General features: G+C 45.7%; 19 protein-coding genes. 11 read left to right on the top strand and 8 right to left on the bottom strand.

What is annotated here, in order from left to right:
- Positions 1-99: 99 nt before the first annotated feature.
- The 4 genes from DF182_RS25170 (at position 100) to DF182_RS25155 (ending at position 2,477) form a co-directional block, all read left to right on the top strand.
- Positions 100-480, top strand: coding sequence for an ArsR/SmtB family transcription factor (locus DF182_RS25170; RefSeq protein WP_113618531.1), 381 nt, complete (start codon positions 100-102; stop codon positions 478-480).
- Positions 477-1,079 (top strand): mercuric transport protein MerTP, encoded by a 603-nt coding sequence (gene merTP / locus DF182_RS25165; RefSeq protein WP_113618530.1) that lies wholly within the window; start codon positions 477-479, stop codon positions 1,077-1,079. Before DF182_RS25170 ends, merTP begins: the two co-directional genes overlap by 4 nt.
- 44 nt (positions 1,080-1,123) lie before the next feature.
- Positions 1,124-1,339 carry a GDCCVxC domain-containing (seleno)protein gene (locus DF182_RS32810; RefSeq protein WP_113618529.1) on the top strand — a complete coding sequence of 72 codons (216 nt, stop codon included), beginning with the start codon at positions 1,124-1,126 and terminating at the stop codon, positions 1,337-1,339.
- A 490-nt stretch (positions 1,340-1,829) separates the two neighbouring features.
- On the top strand, positions 1,830-2,477 hold the full coding sequence (locus tag DF182_RS25155) for a class I SAM-dependent methyltransferase (protein WP_113618528.1): 648 nt from the start codon (positions 1,830-1,832) through the stop codon (positions 2,475-2,477).
- Positions 2,478-2,699: 222 nt separating this feature from the next.
- Here DF182_RS25155 and DF182_RS25150 read toward each other — a convergent pair whose 3' ends face one another.
- From DF182_RS25150 to DF182_RS25125, 6 genes are all read right to left on the bottom strand, one after another.
- Positions 2,700-3,254, bottom strand: coding sequence for a GNAT family N-acetyltransferase (locus DF182_RS25150; protein WP_113618527.1), 555 nt, complete (start codon positions 3,252-3,254; stop codon positions 2,700-2,702).
- A gap of 64 nt (positions 3,255-3,318) precedes the next feature.
- Positions 3,319-4,161 carry a YwqG family protein gene (locus tag DF182_RS25145; RefSeq protein ID WP_113618526.1) on the bottom strand — a complete coding sequence of 281 codons (843 nt, stop codon included), beginning with the start codon at positions 4,159-4,161 and terminating at the stop codon, positions 3,319-3,321.
- Between the two features lie 174 nt (positions 4,162-4,335).
- A complete protein-coding gene (locus tag DF182_RS25140; protein WP_147243538.1) occupies positions 4,336-6,354 on the bottom strand; it encodes a glycoside hydrolase family 19 protein in 2,019 nt (672 codons plus the stop codon).
- A gap of 408 nt (positions 6,355-6,762) precedes the next feature.
- Entirely contained in the window at positions 6,763-7,254 is a 492-nt protein-coding gene (locus DF182_RS25135; protein WP_113618524.1) for a YdcF family protein, read from the bottom strand.
- 182 nt (positions 7,255-7,436) lie between these two features.
- On the bottom strand, positions 7,437-8,297 hold the full coding sequence (locus DF182_RS25130; RefSeq protein WP_211327206.1) for an RNA polymerase sigma-70 factor: 861 nt from the start codon (positions 8,295-8,297) through the stop codon (positions 7,437-7,439).
- Positions 8,294-8,869, bottom strand: a complete 576-nt coding sequence (locus tag DF182_RS25125; RefSeq protein ID WP_113618523.1) for a carboxymuconolactone decarboxylase family protein — start codon at positions 8,867-8,869, stop codon at positions 8,294-8,296. Before DF182_RS25125 ends, DF182_RS25130 begins: the two co-directional genes overlap by 4 nt.
- Before the next feature lie 314 nt (positions 8,870-9,183).
- Between DF182_RS25125 and DF182_RS25120 the strand changes: the two genes are divergently transcribed.
- The 7 genes from DF182_RS25120 to DF182_RS25090 all read left to right on the top strand — a co-directional run bounded on the left by DF182_RS25120 (position 9,184) and on the right by DF182_RS25090 (position 19,723).
- Entirely contained in the window at positions 9,184-9,696 is a 513-nt protein-coding gene (locus tag DF182_RS25120; RefSeq protein ID WP_113618522.1) for a hypothetical protein, read from the top strand.
- Between the two features lie 77 nt (positions 9,697-9,773).
- Positions 9,774-10,322: an RNA polymerase sigma factor gene (locus DF182_RS25115; protein WP_113618521.1), complete on the top strand. Its 549-nt coding sequence runs from the start codon at positions 9,774-9,776 to the stop codon at positions 10,320-10,322.
- A 73-nt stretch (positions 10,323-10,395) separates the two neighbouring features.
- Positions 10,396-11,439 carry a FecR family protein gene (locus DF182_RS25110; RefSeq protein WP_113618520.1) on the top strand — a complete coding sequence of 348 codons (1,044 nt, stop codon included), beginning with the start codon at positions 10,396-10,398 and terminating at the stop codon, positions 11,437-11,439.
- 85 nt (positions 11,440-11,524) lie between these two features.
- Entirely contained in the window at positions 11,525-14,980 is a 3,456-nt protein-coding gene (locus tag DF182_RS25105) for a SusC/RagA family TonB-linked outer membrane protein (RefSeq protein WP_211327205.1), read from the top strand.
- A 99-nt stretch (positions 14,981-15,079) separates the two neighbouring features.
- A complete protein-coding gene (locus DF182_RS25100) occupies positions 15,080-16,702 on the top strand; it encodes a SusD/RagB family nutrient-binding outer membrane lipoprotein (RefSeq protein ID WP_211327204.1) in 1,623 nt (540 codons plus the stop codon).
- A gap of 37 nt (positions 16,703-16,739) precedes the next feature.
- Positions 16,740-18,095, top strand: a complete 1,356-nt coding sequence (locus DF182_RS25095; RefSeq protein ID WP_113618517.1) for a PhoPQ-activated pathogenicity-related family protein — start codon at positions 16,740-16,742, stop codon at positions 18,093-18,095.
- Positions 18,095-19,723 (top strand): glycerophosphodiester phosphodiesterase family protein, encoded by a 1,629-nt coding sequence (locus DF182_RS25090; protein ID WP_113618516.1) that lies wholly within the window; start codon positions 18,095-18,097, stop codon positions 19,721-19,723. The genes DF182_RS25095 and DF182_RS25090 overlap by 1 nt, the downstream gene beginning before the upstream one ends.
- 184 nt (positions 19,724-19,907) lie before the next feature.
- On the opposite strand, the gene DF182_RS25085 is transcribed toward DF182_RS25090, so the two are convergent.
- Together DF182_RS25085 and DF182_RS25080 are read right to left on the bottom strand one after the other, a co-directional pair.
- Complete coding sequence (locus DF182_RS25085; protein ID WP_113618515.1) at positions 19,908-20,645, bottom strand: SDR family oxidoreductase; 738 nt, start codon at positions 20,643-20,645, stop codon at positions 19,908-19,910.
- 65 nt (positions 20,646-20,710) lie between these two features.
- Positions 20,711-21,583 (bottom strand): helix-turn-helix domain-containing protein, encoded by an 873-nt coding sequence (locus DF182_RS25080; protein ID WP_113618514.1) that lies wholly within the window; start codon positions 21,581-21,583, stop codon positions 20,711-20,713.
- Between the last annotated feature and the right edge of the window lie 182 nt (positions 21,584-21,765).

The following is a 21,765-nucleotide window of genomic DNA, read 5'->3' as shown; positions in this document are numbered from 1 at the left end:
GGGAATGGCATCCGTATTTTCAAGTACGCTGCAGAGCATAATATTTAAGCATTTGCTTAAATACTAAATAATCCTATCTTTGCAGTAAAGAGTATTCTTATGGAGGGGAAAAATACATGCATTCGTGAGCAGGCAAACCCGGTACAGATAAATGATTGCAGGCAAAAGGTGGCAGCAAATGAGCGCGCCTTTACACAGCTCTCGGGTATTTTATCCCTGGCAGGCAATGATGTCAGGTTAAAAATCCTGTACCTGCTGGAAGAGGAAAAAGAGCTTTGCCCTTGTGATTTGAGTGATATTCTGGGCATGAGCATCCCTGCCATTTCTCAACATCTGCGCAAAATGAAGGATGGTAACATCGTTGAATCCCGCAAAGTAGGGCAAACCATTCTCTATTCTATAAGGGCAGAACATTTTAAGCTGCTGCGTCCATTCTTTAAGCTTATCAATCAAATGAATTTAAAAGCTGAAACCACATGAGTAAAGGAAAAAACAGTAAAGTTTTGCTTGGCTCGGGTCTTTTACTTGCGGCCACATCGTCTCTTTGCTGCATTATGCCGCTGCTGGTCATAATAGGGGGTGCAGGTGGAACAGTTGCGGCATTTAGCTGGGCTGCGCCGCTACGGCCCTATTTGCTGGGTGCAACCCTACTGGTTTTAGGATTCGCATTCTATCAGGCTTATAAGCCCCGGCCCAAAGATGCCTGTGGCTGTGTAGATGAAGGGAAAAAAAACTGGTTACAATCAAAAGCCTTTCTGTGGATGATCACCGGAGTTTCTGTTTTATTGTCAACCTTTCCCTATTACGCCAAATATCTTCAACCCCAGACACCCGGGAAAAATATGGCTGTCAGCAATCCAACCAGCTTACAGCAGGTGGTACTCCATATACAGGGCATGAGCTGTGAAGCCTGTGAAGGGCATGTAAATAATGTTTTAGCGCAAAAGAAAGGAGTACGACAAGTTAATACCTCTTATGCCAAAGGTATATCAGTAGTAACATTTGACAGTATTCAAATATCCTTTCAACAGCTGGCCACGGCTGTAGAGCGCGAAACAGGCTATAAAGTAATACCATAAAACGTTACTGAGTAAAGAATTCGTAAACAATAAAACTATCATCTATGTCTGCTACTGTCATTCAATTAAAATCAGTTCTCACCTGTCCAAACTGCGGGTATCAGAAGGAAGAAACAATGCCCACCAATGCCTGTCAATATTTCTATGAGTGCGAAAACTGCCATGAGCATCTAAAACCCAAAACCGGCGACTGCTGCGTATACTGCAGTTATGGCACCGTGAAATGCCCTCCAATACAACAGGGTAATTGCTGCTGCTAACAGCCTTAGAGCTTGCTGTAGAACAGCCGTCATAAGACTCAACATTTTAAAATAAAATTATGTATGAAATTTTTATAATAAGAAATTCATATAGTGAATGAAGAACCAAAGCTATGAGGTAAACGTTTAACCCTACAGTACAGGACTGGTTACACCAACACATATTATGTTTCAACAATTTGCTTATTAAGCCATTGCTGTACAAGTTCTTTTCATTAAATTAGGAATACCAACCTTCACCCCAAAAACAACAAGCTATATACAAGAATGTGGAGGTGCATTAATATCGGTCTAAGCCTCGGCCCAAAGCCTGGTTTAATAAGTACCGGCCGGAAGATATCAAACTGGAAATGGATATCATCCGAAAGCCCGACTACTGAATGTTCGCCGGTTGGGAATAGTGATTGAATGCATTTATACAGGAGAATGGATATTGCATTTTTCCGAAAACGTATTACCCCTATTTTTTCATAAAGATGACTATTGAATTATGGTACAGCATAAACTTTATGTACAATATGGTTGCGGGCCCTTTTCGGCGCCGGAAGGATGGAAGAACTTCGATTCATCACCTACCCTGCGGCTACAACAGCTGCCTTTAATTGGTAACCTATTAAAACGGAGCATGCACGTAGCCTTTCATCCCAATGTTATTTTGGGTGATATCCTGAAAGGATTGCCTGGTGTGGGCGAAAACTCCTGTGATGGCATTTATTGCAGTCATGTGCTGGAGCATTTGTCTTACCACGACTGTAAAAAGGCCCTGCAAAACACTTATCAGCTGTTAAAACCAGGAGGCTATTTCCGTTGTGTGGTGCCTGATCTGGAAAGTGCCGTTAAACACTACACCTCCCATTTGAATCAACAGGACCCCGAAGCCAATGTAAAATTTCTGGACGAAACGCTACTCGGAAAGCGGGACCGGACCCGTGGCATGAAGCAGTTGATTCAGTCAGCTTATGGCAACAGGGAACATTTATACATGTGGGACCGCCTGTCGTTGAGTGCAGCCCTGCAACAAGCCGGATTCCAAAAAGTCCGGAGTTGCGCCTTCAACGATAGTAAGGATCGTATGTTCGAACGCGTGGAGGAAGCATCAAGATTTAATAATGCTGTTGCATTAGAGGCAACCAAGTAATTTTTACGACACCCGTTTTATTGCCTGCATGCTTATCTGCAAACATGCAGGCATTGGGGCCCCAAAAATTACCCTTCATTTGTCAGACCATCTCCAAAAATCAGGTCGCCCATTTGGGCTGCCCATTCTCGTTATTGTCTTCGCGGGAGCCTGTCCGGCTGAAAACCTTTTTGTAAAACATTCCGGGTTGGGGCTAATTCACTAAAAACATTTGATTGCAATTCAATCTGCATTCCCTCCAAATTCAGATGCCAATATCCCATAAACATATGCATCATGCCATCCATCTTCCAATGGCAATACTTTGCGTTTAATACCTTCCCGCGTCATACCTACCTTTTCCATTACCCGATACGACCCTATATTTTGAATACTGCAGCCACATTCTATCCTATGTAATTTCAACGGGCCGAAACCAAAAGCCAGCATACAGTTCATCGCCTCGGTAGCATATCCTCTCCCCCACCATTCGGGTAAAAGCTTATACCACACTTCCCCTTTTCTGTATTTTGTCTCACCCAGATCCAATGAAATAACACCAACAAAATTGTTATCTGCCTTATTAATTATAGCCGCAGTGTACTTCTCTCTCTCCGCAGCTTGCTGTTGTGCCGACCATTCATCCACCAGCGCCTTTGTCACAGATTCATTTTCCGGATATCCACTTGGATTATATCTCACTGTTTCGGGCATCATGTACAAACGATGTAATGCCTCCCAGTCGTTTTTTGAAAAATCGCGGATTAACAGACTGGAAGATTGAATACTAAGATTCATGATGGAATTGATTTTGGGATAAAGGGGTATTTATATCCGAAAATAAGCATTCTTCACATACACATTACATATCCTGCAACACGCACCAGCAGTTATCAAAATTTTTCTCTTTCAGATCCTGTTTTTTTATCCAGAAATATAAACGTCCCAGGTCTGCCCACATCATGTTAGCATTTCCTTCGTTGCTGTCTACCTGCAACAATAGCTGCCAGTCTTTAGCGCCAGCTCTCAGTTCATCATATTCCGGACCGTTAAACTTATTAAAGTCGCCCGTAAATTCTTTATTAGTCACTATCTGGCACAACGTTTCCATCTCGCCCTGAAGGATGTCAGCATGGCCCAATGTTTTATTGGTCTCTGCCTCCTTCCATATCTGCTCTCCATAGGTATCTCTTTCTTCACTGCTCAGGAAGGAGAATTCTTTGCCCCACTTGTAAGGCATGGAAACCTGTGTTTCAAAGGAGAGAGCACAAGGAGCGTACTGTGCGCTCAACGATTCCGGGAAATCGGGAAACCTGAGATCTTCTTCCGCACCTTCGAAATAGATCACGCTGAACAGGTGTCTTTCATCCGGGGAATATCCTCCCATGCTTTGATCGGCATCATAGAAAAAGAAGAGATAGCCAGCATCGGGAAGCACATTATAAGTATCGAAAGGCTTGATTTCCTGCAAACGGAGCTGTGCTATAAATGACAAATAGTTACCCTTATTATCAGTAGGCCAGGCTATACTCTCCGGGAGGTCGGGGGTACCACCTATCCTGGATGCCCCTGGCTGTACATCGTTGTAGTCTGAGATGGGAGTCAGATTATATCTGATAGTGTCTTTCATGAGGGCCTCGAACTGGGGCTTGTATTTGTCTAAATTGTTGGCGGTTAATGCTGCGTAAAATTCCTGTTTATTCATGACATAGGTTAAGTACGCTAAAGATAATTTCTTTTATTAAAAACTGAAGTAATATACTTTCAAGAAGTAAAGGAAGTTATCACGATATATCTTCCCAAAAAGCCGACAGCCCTGCATGCAGCAAGACACTGGGAAGGTTTGCTGCATACAGGGCTGTTAATGGCTTCGCCGGGTTTAATTTTTTATAAAAGTAACGGCACTGTTTCTGTTGCTACCGTCACCACTGATCTGAAGTATCCAGGAGCCGGTGGGAAGACGGCTTACATCCAGCTGCACGGTATGGGAGCCATCATGAGATGCTACATAGTACACCTGTTTGACACGCTGTAACGTTGTGCTATGGAGGATTGACAGATAGAATTTCCCGCCTGCCGGTGCAGAGAATTTCACATTCAGTACGTTACCCTCAACAGGATTGGGGTAAACCACTGCACTGTTTACTGGCTGACTGATAGCTGCTGTGCTGCCACAATCCCGTATGTATGCCCAGGGCTGTCCTGCTCCGCTGTTCTGGTCGGGCTGGCTGTTTTGCGTCCACCAGTTGGCCTTATAGATTTTGTTTTTATACACAGCCTGATCGCCGGCAGAATAGGCTTTAGAGGATATCCATGAGGCAATACCACTACAGCCGGTATCAGTCCGTGGGCCGTTGGTACAGGCGCCCAGCAGCTCCCATGTATCGCTACTGCCAGGTACGCTGGCACTGCCTGCCCACCACTTATTACGGTAAATATTGTTGTTGTAGAGCACAATATTTCCTGCAGTAGTATAGTTCTGGGAGGCTTGCCACTGCGGAAGATTGACGCAACCTTCGAATGTACGGGTGTTCCATACCGCAAAACTTACAGTAGTGGTAACTGTATCAAGTCCATTTCGTATACCCCTGGCCGTGGCAGTATACTTATTGTATCCCGGTGGCGTCCATTGTATAATGGAATCATTGAAAAGCTGACCATTTACAGTGATCTGGATTTTACTGATCTCATTACGCGGATCATTTTTGGTAACGGCCAGGGTAACCGGGCCTAATGAAGTAGTAGAAAGGATTCCATTGGCGGGTTGTAGAAAACTGATGGATGTAAGGCTGGCACACTCTCCGTTGTCAACGGTGAATCTGGACATACTGGCGCATCCGCAATTGGCGGTATTATTACCACCGTTAAGTTCCAGGCTTACCTGCTTGATGGTGGCATAACGCTGATAGTGTGCGATGCGGCTCAGCGCTTTGGTGTTTTCCTGTCCGCTGCCGCATTCGAGGCCACCATTAATGATATTGATGGTAGCGCCAAATCCTGGCTTGATGCCGGCAGCCTGCTGGGCCGGTGTGGGCGTCCATTTGCCGGGAACCATTACGTCATGGCATGATGGTTTGGGATACTGAGGAGCCATCCAGAACCAGATACCAGTTTCAAAAGCGATGGCGCCATCCTGAATCACTTTTTCCGGATTAGCCAGCAATACGTTTTTGTCGCCGAATATCAGCTCACTGGCCTGGCCATAGTTGTAGTTGTAACTGAGCTGAATAGGGCCTCTGCCATGATACGATTTTCCCGGTGCAGGCGGATACATGGTATTGGTCTCATCCCGGTAGCCGATGTTGTTGGTTCCTTCGTAACCTTGTTCTTCGCGGAAATACAGTCCCCAGGCGTATTGCCCGCCTGGGGCTGTGGGCCAGCCTCCGGTTGTTTCCTGGGATATGTTGGCCAGGAAGGCTACCAGCTCCCTTTTCCGGGCATTGATATCACCTTCTGCCACAAATGTACCATAGTCCAGCACCTGGGTAATAATGGCAAGCCCGTTCCAGGTAGGATCATTGAACCCGGGATCGGTTCTGATCACCGTGGTGACACCCGTGGTTTTATCAGTACGGGTAATCCGGTAGTAATCAGTACCACAGCGTCTTTCCAGCAGGACTTTAACGTTGGACATACGCCGTACAGCTTCCACGAAGTTGCTATAGGAGTAGAAATCCTTGTCCGGACTTGTGGGCAGTGTCCCGGCGCCGGTCCGGTCGTCCGGATTGAAACGGTGTGGAAACAGTACATCCCATTCTGCACTGCTGATTAGTGACGAAACAGATGTGTCGGCGACAGACTGTGCGCTCGTTGGATTTGCTGACATGTAACTGGCCGAAGTGCGCGACCAGCATAACAGACATAGTAATAGTGTGGTAATCAGGGGGTGGATTTTCATAACTAGCTAAATTTGAAGAGTGGGAAAATGATCATTAAACTACAACCCCTCATTGCTACGATACAGCAGCCCCTGTTGGAAAAGTATAATTGTTACTTATACACTTAAAATTATACAGACTACTGCAGCACAAAGGCTATTGCGCTGTTACAGCCACAAAATGCAACCGATAATCATTTGTAACTGGCAAAAAAAGTATTGGAAATATTCCGGATAAAATCAGGACAGAGGGCTATCTATAGTTTCAACCACAAAGCCGTATGAACACCACCTCCGTCTTTGGTCCTGCTATTGTTTTCATCATACGGTGGTAATAACAAAAACGCCTTCAAGTCAAAAGACTTGAAGGCGTTTTAACTACTTAGCGGCAGCCACCGTAGATTGGAGGACTACGAAAATTATAAAATCCTATATCGAATCGATCTCGTTTAGTTTTTTCAAAGCTCGTGACTCATGCTCCAATAGTGGCAACAGTTGCTCTTTCGGCAAAGAAGAAGAAGCCGGGATAAAAACAACCTTTGGATAATTGATAATCTTATTATACAAGACCTTGGCCCTGGAAAGATGAAAGTCGGACGTTATAATCACCAGGATGTCGGGTTTCTCCTCAAGTACCAAATCTTTAGTCATCTGAAAATCTTCGATAGTATTGGAAGAAGGTGGACAGGTTAGAAAAGCATCCGCGGGAATGTTTCTGTCCATAAGATACTTTTTAGCATAATAATGATGAGGCTTATCGGTTGTATTAAAGTGTTGACCAAAGCCTCCTGTACAAACAAGTTTAAAGTTGTCGTTTGCGATATAAAAATTATGCGCACAGGCCAATCTATCTTTTGCTATTTGTGACAAGTTTCCCAAATGATCATTGGGAGCTCCGAGTACAATCAATAGTTTATTCATAAAATTCGTTCCTGTTATGTTCCTTTATCGGTATTGAATATCGGAGAGTTCAATTAAATAAAATGGTACTCAATTTATCAAAATATATTGCTATTTCAAAGTATGATATCAATTAATCCGGACTGTGCATTCCCTTCTCGTAATTCCATACCTCCAGCTTTGTGCACGTGCCAAACCACGACCTACCTGGCGAGTTCGGTTGGTTTGCCCAGTCTTGTCAGCTTTTGAGGATTTGCGATCGCATAGATCCGGACGACCCGCCCATTCTCCACAACGAAGCTCACTGCGGCAGTAGCGCCGTCACTTTCGAAACAGACTCCCGGCTCACCATTAAGCCACAAACCATTTGCAGTAATCACCCGGTTGGGGCGCGTGAGCAAATTCGCCACCAGCTCTACCCCGTGGACCGGAGCCGGAGCAGCAGCCACAAGTCCGCCACCATCAGCAATCAGAACAACGTCCGGTGCCAGGACCTCCATCAGTTGCTGCACTTGTCCGGTTCGTAACGCGGCCAGGAACCGCTCCACCACGGCTTGCTGTTCGGACCGGCTTACCAGCTCCCGTTGACGTCTGGCCGCAACATGCTCACGTGCTCTTCGCGCGATCTGCCGAACCGTAGCCGCAGGTTTTCCGATTATTTCGGAGATCTCGCCATATGGCAGGTTGAAAACCTCGCGGAGCACGAATACGGCGCGTTCCGTCGGCCCTAGTGTTTCCAACACAATCAACATAGCGATCGAGATGCTTTCTGACAATTCAAGGTCCTCGGCTACATCGGGGCTTGTCAGCAGTGGCTCCGGCAGCCACTCACCGACGTATTCCTCACGGCGACGCGACAACGTTCGCATCCAATTGAGCGCCTGCCGCGTGACGATCCGGATAAGGTATGCACGCGGGTTACTTACCTGCGATTGATCAACGTTGACCCACCGGAGCCAGGCCTCCTGCAGTACATCTTCTGCATCAGTCGCCGAACCGAGCATCTCGTAAGCGACCGTGAATAGCAGGTTCCGGTGGGAAATAAAGGGATCCTGAACCATCATTTCAATACTACGCCGGACTTTCCGGCACGTTTAGTTAACGGAATTGCGCAAGCATCAGAGTATCCCTGCGACGTGATGCCATGCGCCGTGTTGACCCTGGTCGACAGATTAGCAAAGCCGATGAACGCAGTCAGCTCCACCAATGCTGCGGGGCCAAGTTGTTCCAGCAAACGCGCAGACAACTCATCAGTGACGGTCGTAGGCGTGTTGCTCATCGCCTCAGCATACTCCATCACGTCCCGCTCCTGTGGTGTAAATACATTTGACGCTCTCCAGCATGGCACCTGGCTGGCCTTAGCCAGGTCTAAGCCCTGGTTCTGTGCCTGAAAGTAGCCTATATCGAGGCACCAGCTGCAGCCGACCAATGCCGCGACAGCCATATGCGCAAACGACTTGAGATGCTCGTCACATGCGTTCCACTCACTCACCCTGCGCCCCAACTCAAGGGAGGCGGTGGCAACCTGGGGGTTGTGCCATACAACCTCAACAGGCTCAGGAACGGCGCCAAACTGCCTGATCATGTTTTCCCTGAGCTCAACCGGGAGCTCCGCTTTTGAAATACGTAATGCCATAATGAATGTCCTCCTTAAATATTTTTTAGTTCATACATAAAGACACCCCATGATTCCCAAATGTGACAACCTATGGAAAAAAATGAAAGATACCTGCTGGCTCCCTTTCTAAAAATATATAAACGTCAGCTAGGTACATTGCGTAATGAGAAGGGACAGACCTTACGGCAATATAATGCCGCAACTCCGTCATTTGTACTCCCTATATGAACTAATTGTTACCAGATGAGGGATTTATCTTTTCCAAACGAATACATAATAAAGGCTTCTGTAGCAAGTTATTCATCATCCCTATCATTTAACGTAAAAAAGTTATGCGTAATTCAATCCCTGTAAAAGCACTGGCACTATTGGCAGCAGGGCAGCTGCTAATGGCATCGTGTAAAAAGAGCCAGGACGCTGCTCCTGATAAATCCGCCAAATACGGACTGGTAGCAGGTAACTGGCAACAAAAGGATATTGTTTTTGCCGTTCCGGTAAAGCTTGGCGGGCAAAATATTCCTGCCGGCACCAGCATCATTAAACTGGCGCCCCTCTTAGGCCAGGCCGGTGCATTATTTACCTGTACCACCAACAACACTTATCAGTTCGGCGCCGATGGCAAATTCAATATCAAAGGCTGTACTGATCTGATACTGCCCACTGCCGGTAATGCAGGCACCTGGAAACTGGATGTACACGATGCGGTATTTTTACTCACAAACCAAAAAGGTAATAATGATCCACACTGGATCGAAAATGTAAGCGATTCTACCCTGGACCTGTCTATTACAGTCACCATTCCGGGCGTAGCTACTGCTCCGTTAGTATTGAAACTGAAGAAATAAGGAGTCACCAAAATAACAATAATATAATCAGTAATTCCTTGTATCTTGTTTAGGTCCATTGGATATTTGCGGTCATTATGGAAAGTATCGTACAGGATATAAAGAATGGAAATATCGAGTGTTTCAAAATGATATATCAACAATATCATACAAAGCTCTATTTCTACGTATTGAAATGTACACATTCCGCTTACCTGTCTGAAGAGACAGTACAGCTGTCTTTCATATTACTTTGGGAAAAAAGGGAAAAACTATCAACAAATTACGATATTTCCGTACAGCTTTTCCGTATAGCCAAAAGCGTGATGACGGATCTCCTGCGCAAGCAACAGGTCAGAAACCGGCATACCGAGACCTTGGTCCGGGAAACGCCCGACTGGCATATGGAAACAGACCTTACCGTGAAAGAAGAATTGACGCGGGTATATAATAGTATAGAACAACTATCTCCCATCAGGAGAAATGTTTTTAAACTAAGCCGCTTCGAAGGACTTCCACATAAAGAGATAGCCAAACAATTATCCATCTCCCCCAAAACAGTTGAAAATCACATCGTACGTGCAATACGGCAACTAAAAGATTCCCTGTTACTGTTATTACCGGCCATCGTCGCCTGGCTTTGCTGATCCTTTTTCTCACCCGAATATTTACTTATTGTTAAGCAGTGAGGGATTTACTGTTTTCAAACGAATACTACATATGAAGCATCCAGCAACATTACTTGAAAAGTTTTTCCGGGGAGAATGTAACGAAGTAGAAAAGCAGGCTGTCACCGCTTATTTCGCGGAACATCCGGAAGCGCTGCAGCCCTGGTTAACAGAAGAGAGCTGGCATTCTTTTCACCCGGAGCACACTTTATCAACCGACGTTTCCGACAAAATGCTGGCCGTCATTGAAAGTCGTAGCTGGCAAAAGAAAAAGGTGAAGACCATTTACTATAAATGGATCGCGGCTGCTGTACTGGGTGCCGCCCTTACCGGCTTTGTATGGAACAGATACCATCACCAGCCGGCAATGCCGATAGCGGCGGCAACACCCGTTACACGTACTGTTATGGTACCGGATACTTATGTACAACAGGCCAATCGTACGCGGAAAATAATGTCTATCCGTTTGAAAGACGGCAGCAAGGCAGAACTGGCACCAGGTAGTCAGCTAAAGTACCTGTCTTCTTTTGCTGTTACCGGCCGGGAAATATTTTTAACGGGAGAAGCCGTATTCAAAGTAGCTCCCGACAAAAACAAACCATTTACCGTGCATGCGGGTAACCTGGCTACTACCGCCCTGGGGACCGTGTTCAAAATCACCGCCTGGGACGCTGCAAAAGGACCTATCCGCGTACAATTGATCAGCGGTAAGGTAAGAGTGCAACCAGATAGTCTGGCGGGCATTAAAGGGCTGAAAACCGCTTATCTGTTGCCCGGTGAGGATCTCTCTTTTGACCCCGTGAAAATGACCGCGGTAGTCAATAAAACAGTGAGCACTCCCACAAAGCAGGTGATCGCGAAACCAGAAAAGGAAATATTCACCTTCAACAATGAGCCGCTGGCAAATATTTTCAGGTTGATGTCGGAGAAATATCACCTCACCATTCAATGCCAGGAAAGTACGCTTGCAGACATGAGCTTTACCGGAACATTCGATAGTAGCAAAGAATCACTGACCGATTTTCTGTTTACCATTGCCACGTTAAACAACCTGACGATAAAACAAACACACAATATCATTTATATAACACCGTAATCCGGATATAATCATCTTTAACTGTAACTAACTGCATCCTGAAAAGGCTGCCAGTGATTCCTTTTGCCTAAAAATGAAATATTTTATGCGTGTAAATATTCGACAACCCCGAAAAGATCGTCCCACCAAAACGATTTGGCTGCTGCTGTTATCGCAGTTGTGTATGGGCAGCCTGCTGGCGCAAAATACACATCCTGCTGCCATCGGCATTATCAAAAACGCCAACAACGAAGTGCTGGCACGTGTAATGGTAAGAGTAGAGAATGCAGACAATCAGGTACTGGCCAATACCCTGACCAACGAAAAAGGTATTTTCACTTTTCCCAAATTGCCTGCCGGCGGCCCTTATCGTTTTATCTTTAACTATGCCGGTTATACGACAGATACCCTGAAAGGCTATACGATTAATGATTCCAGCAAACTATCACTGTCGGTTGTCATGAAAAAAAAAGTGGAAGAGCTGGAGCAGGTACTCGTCACCGCCCTGGGCATTAAAAGAGAAAAGAAAGCATTGGGCTTCTCCGTAGAAGAAGTTGGCGGCAAAGAATTTACCCGTGTCACACAGGAAAACTTACTGAATTCCATGTCCGGAAAAGTAGCCGGTGTTACCATCAACTCCACCGGTGGTCCCGGCTCCTCTGTCAGCATGATCATCCGCGGCGCTACCTCCCTCAGCAGCGACAACCAGCCACTCTTCGTAGTAGATGGCGTACCACTGGCCAACACCGTGAATAACGTCAGCCAGATTGGTCAGGATAACAAGGTAGATTATGGCAACGCTATTTCTGATATTAATCCGGACAACATCGAAAGTGTTACCATCCTGAAAGGCCCCAGCGCTGCGGCATTGTATGGCTCCCGCGCAGGTAACGGCGTAGTACTCATCACCACTAAAACCGGTAAAAAAGTAAACCGCGCTACTGTCAATGCTTCCGTAAACACCGTATTCGACATTCCTTACAAATTCCTGAAATGGCAAACCAAATTCGGCTCCGGACAGTTCTCTGGTATCCCGGTATCGCGCAGTGGTAATATGCTCACCAATCCTTTTGGTACCATTATCACGGAAAATATTGATGCCACTTTCGGAGCAGAGTTAGATATGGGCTATGAAGAAGTACAATGGAACAGCCCCAAAGATCAGAACGGCAAACCAATTCCCATGCCGCTGGTATCACATAAAAACAACGTGAAGAATTTTGTGAACACCGGCATGACCACCACCACGGCTGTTTCTCTGGCAAACAACAACGATAAAATTGCTTACCGGGTAGGTTACGCCAATATGACCAGCAAAGGTATTATCCCTAACACCGACCTGTTCAAAAATGCACTCAACCTGAACTCCAGCTTACAGGCCAATTCAAAACTGAGTTTCAGCACCAACCTAGATTTCAGCCGTACCAACTCCAATAACCGTCCGGCTGGAGACAGAGGCGCCAATCCCTTACAGGCAGTATACACCATCTCTCCGCACATCGATGTACGCGACCTGAGAGACTACTGGATGCCCGGCCAGGAAGGCCTGCAACAACGCACACAGGCCAACGGCGTATTCAACAATCCTTATTTCCTCGCTTATGAAGTGAAGAATGGATTTGTGAGAGACCGTGTATTCGGTAACATACGGGCCGACTGGAAAATACTACCCTCCCTCAGTTTCATGGCCCGGTATTCACTGGATACCTACAACGAAAAAAGAGAAACAAAAATCGCCAACAGTTATATTAACAATCCCGGTGGCGCATATGGTATCATCAATCTCAGCAACTTTGAACGCAATATAGATGTATTGCTGACATATAAGAAAGATATCGGCGACTTCGACTTCTCCGTTTCTGCAGGTGGTAACAAGCGCTATCAGACCGGCAAAAACATTATTACTTCTACTAAAGATGGTACCGGTTTAAATACACCAGGGGTATACACTATTCAGAACATTGCACCGCAAAACCTGAACTATAACAGTACTATGTTCGAGAAAGGGGTGAACAGCATCTACGGCACGTTAAACGTAGGCTATAAAGGTATGGCCTATCTGGATGTAACGGGTCGTACCGACTGGTCCAGCACCTTGCCGAATGCAGCAGCCTATTTCTATCCTGCCGCCTCACTGAGCTTGCTGGTGAATGAAATGGCTCACCTCACCTCCGATGATATTAATCTCATCAAGCTGAGAGCCGGCGCCGCACAGGTGGGTAACGATGCCTCCCCCTATCAATTGCTGGCAACCCTGTATAATGCCGGCGCCTGGGGTAATATCCCACGCTTATCTACTTCCGGCAACCTGCTCAATCCATTCCTGAAACCGGAAATCGCTACCTCTTACGAAGGAGGCGCCGATATCAACTTGTTCAGAAATCGCCTGCGTTTTGCCGCCACCTATTACATGGTGGAAAATAAAAACCAAATCTTCAGTCCTAAAACAGCGCCATCATCCGGATTCTCCTCCCGCAACATCAACGCTGGTTTGCTGAGAAGCCGCGGCGTAGAACTGACGCTCGGCGGTACACCGGTGCAACAGAAAAACTGGAAATGGGATGTTAATGTGAACTTCACCCGTAACAGAACAAAGATCATTTCACTCCCTGATGACCTGCCTTACTACACCCTTTGGGAAGAAGGTAAAGGTGGTGCATGGACGTACGTAGGAGAAGACATCGGCGATATTTATGATGCAAAAATGGTGACCGTTACCGATAAATCATCTCCCTATTATGGTTATCCGATACTGGATAATACCGGTAAATGGCAAAGTATAGATGCTACGAATTCCCGTAATAAAATAGGCAACTTCAACCCTAACTTTATTATGGGCCTGCAAACGACACTGAGCTATAAAAACTTCACCCTCAGCATGACCTTCGACTGGAGAAACGGCGGTGACTTCGTTTCCCAGACCTATCGTTACGGAGAAGAGAAAGGCAACTCACAGCTCTTCCTCGATAAACTCACCAATCCCGGTAACATGAAAGGACAGGAACTCAGAGATTATCTCGTGAGTCACCAGGACGAACTGATTATCCCAGGCGGCAACAAGTTTCCTTTAGTGGGTGGTCCTACACCGGAATACAATGGTTATGGATTTGCCTATGGCCCCTATGTACTGCCTTACGGTGGTGTATTCATTCCCGGTGTAAGAGCCAAAGGATACGATGCCAACGGTAACCCTACCGGCTATACGGAAAATCTGGGAGGACCAGGCACGCTTACACTTCCTTACGCGGGTAGTAGCGCCTGGTCTTTCACAAGAGCATTCCTGTTCCCTGCTTCTTACCTGAAACTGCGGGAAGTATCGCTCTCTTATGAATTACCCAAACGCCTGCTTTCCGGTGTGAAAGTGCAGAATGCCAGTGTTTCCATCTACAGCAGAAATATCATTCTGTGGACGGCAGCCAAAATTGGTATTGATCCTGAAAATGCCTACCAGCCTTCTACCACTGTACAGGGCTCTGGTATGCAATTCATGCAGGGTATTGAAAGATACAATGTTACACCCTGGTCTATTCCCATGGGCGCTAAATTGAACGTTACTTTTTAAGAGCACCTTTAACTCAGCAACATGAAAACAGTTACTAAATCAATTATACTTTGCCTCGGGTTGTTAGGTACTTCCATGACATCGTGTAAAAAGGACCTCATGAAATTGAATGAGAACCCGAATGGTTCCAATCCGGCAACAACTAATCCGAACCTCGTCATGTCTACCGTACTAACGCAGGCAGGCATGGAAATCGTGACCCTGGGCTATCAGGATATGGCCGGCGTTATGCAACATACCCAAAAGGATGGATGGACCACCACACACAATGAATACGACTGGGGTGGCAGCAATAGCTGGACCGCCTACTACGATATCCTGCGTAATAATCAGCTGGTGTATAACCGCGCCGTTGCCTTACAAAACGAATTACAACAAGGCGTGGCCCTCGTGATGAAATCCATGATGTTTGGACTGATCACCGATCTGTGGGGAGATGCGCCCTATTCACAGGCATTAAAAGGAGAAGATGGTCCGCCTGCCACTACGCCGGTTTATGACCCGCAACAGGATATTTATACCGGCATACTCGCCGACCTGGAAAAAGCCAATGCTCTGCTTTCCAAGCCCAAGAGCGCTTATCCTGCCCCGATTGATGCTGTTGATGTGTACTACCAGGGCGACCCTGCAAAATGGCGTAAAATGGCTAATTCTCTCGCATTACGTTATTATATGCGCTTATCAGAGAAACTGCCGGCCATTGCCAAAACAGGTATCGAAAAAATAGCAGGCAACCCAACACAATACCCTATCATCACCGACGCCGCAGACGATGCTACCATGTCCTTCCCCGGCAACAGCAACGCCGACTCCTGGCCTGCCAATGCCGCGTATGACAGCGATAGTAGTAACTACCGCCGCCTGAAAATGTGCAATACCCTCGTTACCAACCTGCAAACACTGCGTGATCCGCGCCTGGGCGTGTGGGCCAATAAAGTACAATGTTTCCTGGTGGTAGATGATAAACTTCCTCCCGGTACTGGCAATGTATACAAAGCAGTGGATACCGTCGTAAATGGTGAAAACAGGAAGGTGAGATATGTTTCTCCGGATGTACTGGCTTCTAAGGGACTCGCCCTGAAAGATATTAACCAGGATGTAAACTATGTAGGGATACCACCAGCCATTCCCGGCCCTGCGGTATATAACTTAAGTCCGGATGCCGCACAGGGTTCCCGGAACCCACATGTGTCCTGGCTCAATGATATCTACAAACAAGCCAAAGGACCATTGCTGAAAGCCAGACTGATCTCCGCAGCAGAAGTGCATTTCATCCTCGCAGAAGCAACTGCTGTAAAAGGCTGGGCCGCCGGCGATGCAGAAACACATTACAAAGCTGGTATACAGGCTTCTTTCAGCACCTGGGGTGTAAGCGGCAACCTCGCAGCCTATCTGTCTCAACCTAACGTTAAGTTTAACAATACACAAGAACAGATTATTACACAGAAATGGATCGCCAGCTGGACCGCCGCCACAGAAGCCTGGGCCGACTATAAACGCACCGGATATCCCAACTTACACGCCGGTCCTAATGCAAAGGCGCCGGTATTACCCGTACGGTTGTATTACATGCTGGAAGAAAGAAACCTGAATAAAACCAATGTGACAGAGGCCATGAAACGATTGGAAGTAACCTCCCAGTCTGCTTTTGGAGCCAACGGTCCACAAAACAGTCCCTGGTCTAAACCATGGATTATTCAAGGCACCGGCAAACCATGGTAAAACATTTTTTATTTTACTTTAAATCACTAATCCGTATATGAAACAACACTTTCTGAAAACAACCACCGCATTGTTTGCCAACCTGCTTTTCCTCGTAGCGGCGTTTGCACAACAAACCGTTACACCGGCCACTGCGCTGAAAAGCTACCTGAATAACGGAGACACCTCCTTCCGTTATGAACTGAAAGACTCTTTCAATATCAAGGATGTAAAATGCTACAGTATTTTACTCACCTCCCAGAAATGGCGGGAATATACCTGGACACATCAGCTCACCATCTTTGTGCCTGCCAACCTGAGCTATGATGGCGCTCTGCTGTTCATCACCGGAGGCGCTGTAAAAAATGGATTGCCTAACTGGAACGGCCCTACGGACGAACTGTATCAACAGGTTGCCGCTATGGCCGGCACCAATAAAGCCATTACCGCCGTACTCAGACAGACACCCAATCAGCCGCTCTTTAAAAATCTGACCGAAGATGCCCTTATCTCTTTTACCCTTCATCAGTTTAAAGAAGATGGCGACTATACCTGGCCCCTGCTTTTCCCTATGGTGAAAAGCGCCGTGCGTGCTATGGACGTAGTACAGTCGTTTTCAAAAGAAAAACTGTCGCAAAATGTAAACCGCTTCGTGGTATCCGGTGCTTCCAAGCGTGGCTGGACAACCTGGCTCACCGGTGCCAGCGACAGCCGTGTAGCTGCCATTGCACCGATGGTGATTGATGTACTGAACATGCCGGTAAGCCTCGATTATCAAATCAAAACATGGAAAGAATACAGCATACAAATTGAAGACTACGTGAAACTCGGCATCCCACAGGCAGCACATACGGAAGGAGGACAAGCCATCAACACCATGATCGATCCTTATTCCTATCGTCAGCTCCTCACTATGCCGAAAATGATTTTCATGGGTACCAATGATGAATACTGGGTAGTAGACAACGTTAAAAACTACCTCGATAGCATCCCCGGTAAAAACATGCTCAACTACACGCCCAACGCCGGACACAGCCTGGGGGATAAAAAGCATGCCTTCGAAGGACTCAGTGCTTTCTTTGGCACCACCCTCACGCAACAGCCCTATCCTAACTGCAGTTGGATTACCAGCACCCGTCGCGGTAACGTAAAGCTCACCATTAATGCTACGGCAGATCAATTGGCAGACGTCATCTTATGGACGGCTAATTCCACTGACCTGGATTTCCGAGATGAGAAATGGTCCTCACAAAGCCTGGGGCAAGCACATAAGTCAACCGTAAAAGTAAGCACACCATTGCCTGCCAGCGGCTACCGCGCTTTTTATGTAGACCTTCAATATGTTAATCCGACTGGCGGCACTTACACCGTAAGTTCCCGTGTATTCGTAACCGATACTAAAAAGATCCTGTAATGATGATGAAACACCTTTTCATTTTTGCCGGCGCCTGTCTGTTGATGCAAAACACTATTGCACAACAGGCAGCTCCGTTGCCTGCTACCAAAAATAAATTTGTGGTAGTCGCACATCGCGGTAACCATGTAGACATGCCGGAAAATACGGTGGCCGCTATTACCGCCACCATTCAATGTGGCGCCGATTATACAGAACTGGACCTCCGCACCACCAAAGACGGACAACTGGTACTCATGCACGACGCTACCGTAGATCGCATGACCAACGGTAAAGGAAAAATCGCTGACCTCACCTGGGCGGAGGTCAAACAATTAAAAATCAATAGTAAAGACGGAAAAGATTATCGTGTACCCACATTCGCAGAAGCTTTACTTGCCAGCAAAGGGAAAGTTAATATCTACCTTGATTTCAAAGATGCCGATGTAGCCGAAACATGGAAACAAATACAGGCCGCAGCGATGGAGAAACAGATAGTAGTATATCTCAATAGCAAGCAACAATATAAATCCTGGAGAAAAACAGCACCGCAAATGCCACTGATGACCAGCGTACCAGAAGAAGTAACTACCCCAGCGCAACTGAATTACCTGCTGGATAACATCACCATCGCGGTATTAGACAATGTCACAGATAGCGCCATGCTGGCTGTTACCCGGCAACATGGCGTAGCCGTATGGCTGGATGCACAAACACCATCAGAAGGTCCCGCCACCTGGAATGCTGTATTAAGCAAGGGCGTACAAGGTATGCAGAGCGATCACCCGGAGGCACTCGTCAGTTATCTAAAAAAAAATAATATGCGGGATGGCGGCAACGGTGCTGCATTGCCGGCTGCAGCCAGCAGTTCCAGGTACATCACACTGCGCAATGTACCTTATGGCGATGCCGGAGAAGATAATACACTGGATGCTTATCTGCCAGAAAACCATTCGGCCAATACAAAAATAATTGTGTATTTGCATGGCGGCGGCTGGACCGGCGGTGATAAAAAAGAATTCCCCCAACAACTCATCGAGGAACTGGCCGGCAAACTGCACTACGGCGTAGTGTCCATGAACTATCGCCTGATCCGGGATCATCAAAACATTTACCCTGCCCAATTGGACGATGTAAAAAAAGCACTGGCGTTCATATCTTCCAAATCCCAGAAACTGCAATTCGATGGCAACCAGTTTGCCCTGATAGGCGGTAGCGCCGGCGCTTATCTCGCTATGCAGTACGCCTATGCCTATGATAGTTTACGTCAGGTAAAAACAGTGGTAGACTTATGGGGACCAACAGATTTCACTGATAAAAAAGCAAGACAGGAAAATAAAGATGCCGATGAAAAAGTAACCCGTCTGCTGGGAGAACCCGATCCTGCGGCCAAAATTGCATTTGATGCCAGTCCCTATTACCAGCTCACTAAAGCCAGCGGTGTACCTACTATTTTGTTTCACGGCGGACAAGATCCACTGGTAGATGTCAACCAGGCAAAAAAGCTGCATGAAAAACTAACGTCGTTGAATATCCCGACACAATTTGAGTTGTATCCAACAGAAAAACATGGGATGGGATTAACAGCTTCCATGGATGTTTTTGCAAAAGTAATCAGCTGGTTAAAACAATATTACCCTGCGGAATAATTATAAGAAATCGATCCTATGATACCCGAACTCCTTATCAATTGAAAATAAACAATTTAAAGGCGTTGTTACATAAGTAATGGTACTTCCAATATTTATGCAACAACGCCTTTGTTTTAATCGGCGAAGGATTCAATTAGTGTAGCGGTTTCCTTTGGAGCTGTCATCATGGCGTCACGCCCTGTTACCAGGGTATTTCCTCTGTTTCAGGGTTATTTTCTTCGCTAAAAAATTTTCCTGTTGGGCCATCATTGTCAATCAGAGCATATTTTACAATCCTGTTTCCGGCACTTTTGACAGTGCCCGTCCCGCGATGCCCATTGAAGTCTGTTTTTGTATATCCCGGGCAAACGGCATTTACTTTGAATCTGGTATTTTTTAGTTCGTATGCCAGAACAACGGTGTACATATTCAGAGCTGATTTAGAGGAAAGATATACAACCCCTTTGTAGTCGTAGTATTTGTACGCCGGGTCGCTGTGTAAAGTTATTGAACCTTGACTTGAACTTACATTCACAATACGAGGTTCCGACGATTCTTTCAATAAATCAATAAATGCCTGTGTAACTCTCACCACACCGTAAACATTTGTATCATAAGCTGCTTTAAACTGGTCAATAGTTGAGTCCAGCGCGGTTTGTGGGTAACCACCATAAATACCCGCATTATTAACTAGTATGTCGAGGACTTTTGTTTTTCCACCGATTTCTTTACGGGCATTAATTACTGATTCGTGATTTGTGATGTCAAGCTGAATAACTTCTACATTATTTAGTCCCATCGCTTTTAATTTGTCCACGGCTTCAATACCATGTTCTACATTACGACTACCGAGGTAGACATAAATTCCTTTTTGAGCAAGTTGCTGTGCAACTTCAAAGCCAATACTTTTGTTGGCCCCTGTTACTAATGCGAATTTCATTTCTTTTGTGAATTTTATGAAGCAAAAGTAGAGGGCCGGAAAATAGCGGAAATGGACAATTCATTTTATTTCCCCGACAAATCCTGCCTGGGCAAAAAATCACTTGCACTTTTTCCTGTACTTTTTTTGAAGAGTCTTGAAAAATAATCCGGGTCATTAAAGCCCAGTTCGTAGGCTAATTCTTTGATAGAAGTATTAGAATAACGCAATTTTCGCTGAGCTTCTGCCATCAAACGGCTAATGAAATAATCTTTGGGTGATGAGCCGGAATATTCTTTTACAATCCTATATAAACTGTTTGTAGATAATGCCAGTTTTTCTGCAATTGCATTGATAGAAGGTTGCTCCGTAAGGTGTGTTTCCACAACCAGTTTGAACTCAATGAACTTTGAAAGGTTAATGTTTAAGATGTTGAGGGGTTCTTTGTTTTTGAAATAAGCGCTGTTTAGTTCTGATAGCAATGAGTTCAAATAAGCTAATATTACTTCAGTGTCGACATCATATTTATCTAAATGAATTATCTGATTTAAAATTCCAAAAACCTTTATCACCCTGTCTTTTGCAGCGCTGTCAAGAACTATGGTCTGGTCGTTTAAGGGGTTAACTAAAAAGGAAAATTGTTGTGGCAACAATGCCAATGTATTTTCGTCAAACAGCAGCTTGAAATATTTAAGATCGTCTGTTTTGTCTGGTGGCGTAAAAATTTGATTTGGCATTGCAAAAAGCAAGTGTCCGTCTGTAAGGTTGATGTCTTGTAAATCTAAATTGTATGTAATTGAACCACTTTCAATTAATACAATAAAATAAGAGGTCAATCTGCGAGGTTGCAGTTTCTTGATCTGAATATCAGCTGAAAGATAGGGGTTTTCGTTTGAACGAATCATGATCCCCAGCCCATCATGCTGTAAGCCTTCATCTTTTCTGTTTTGTCCTTGCATATTGTTTGATCAAAAGGTTGTAGGATGTCATCATATGATAACCGCTAACCTACGATTGGATTATTACAAATTTCGAACTTTTTTAAAGTTAACATTTTTATCGTTGCCATAAACACCGGAGAGAAAATCGGATAAGAAAGCCACTTTTTTAATACGTCAGTGGAGTTACCAAACTGTGCATC

The sequence above is a fragment of the Chitinophaga flava genome, assembly GCF_003308995.1.
GTDB lineage: Bacteria > Bacteroidota > Bacteroidia > Chitinophagales > Chitinophagaceae > Chitinophaga > Chitinophaga flava.
Note: the sequence above shows the minus strand (reverse complement) of the source record. Positions and strands in the feature narration are given on the sequence as shown.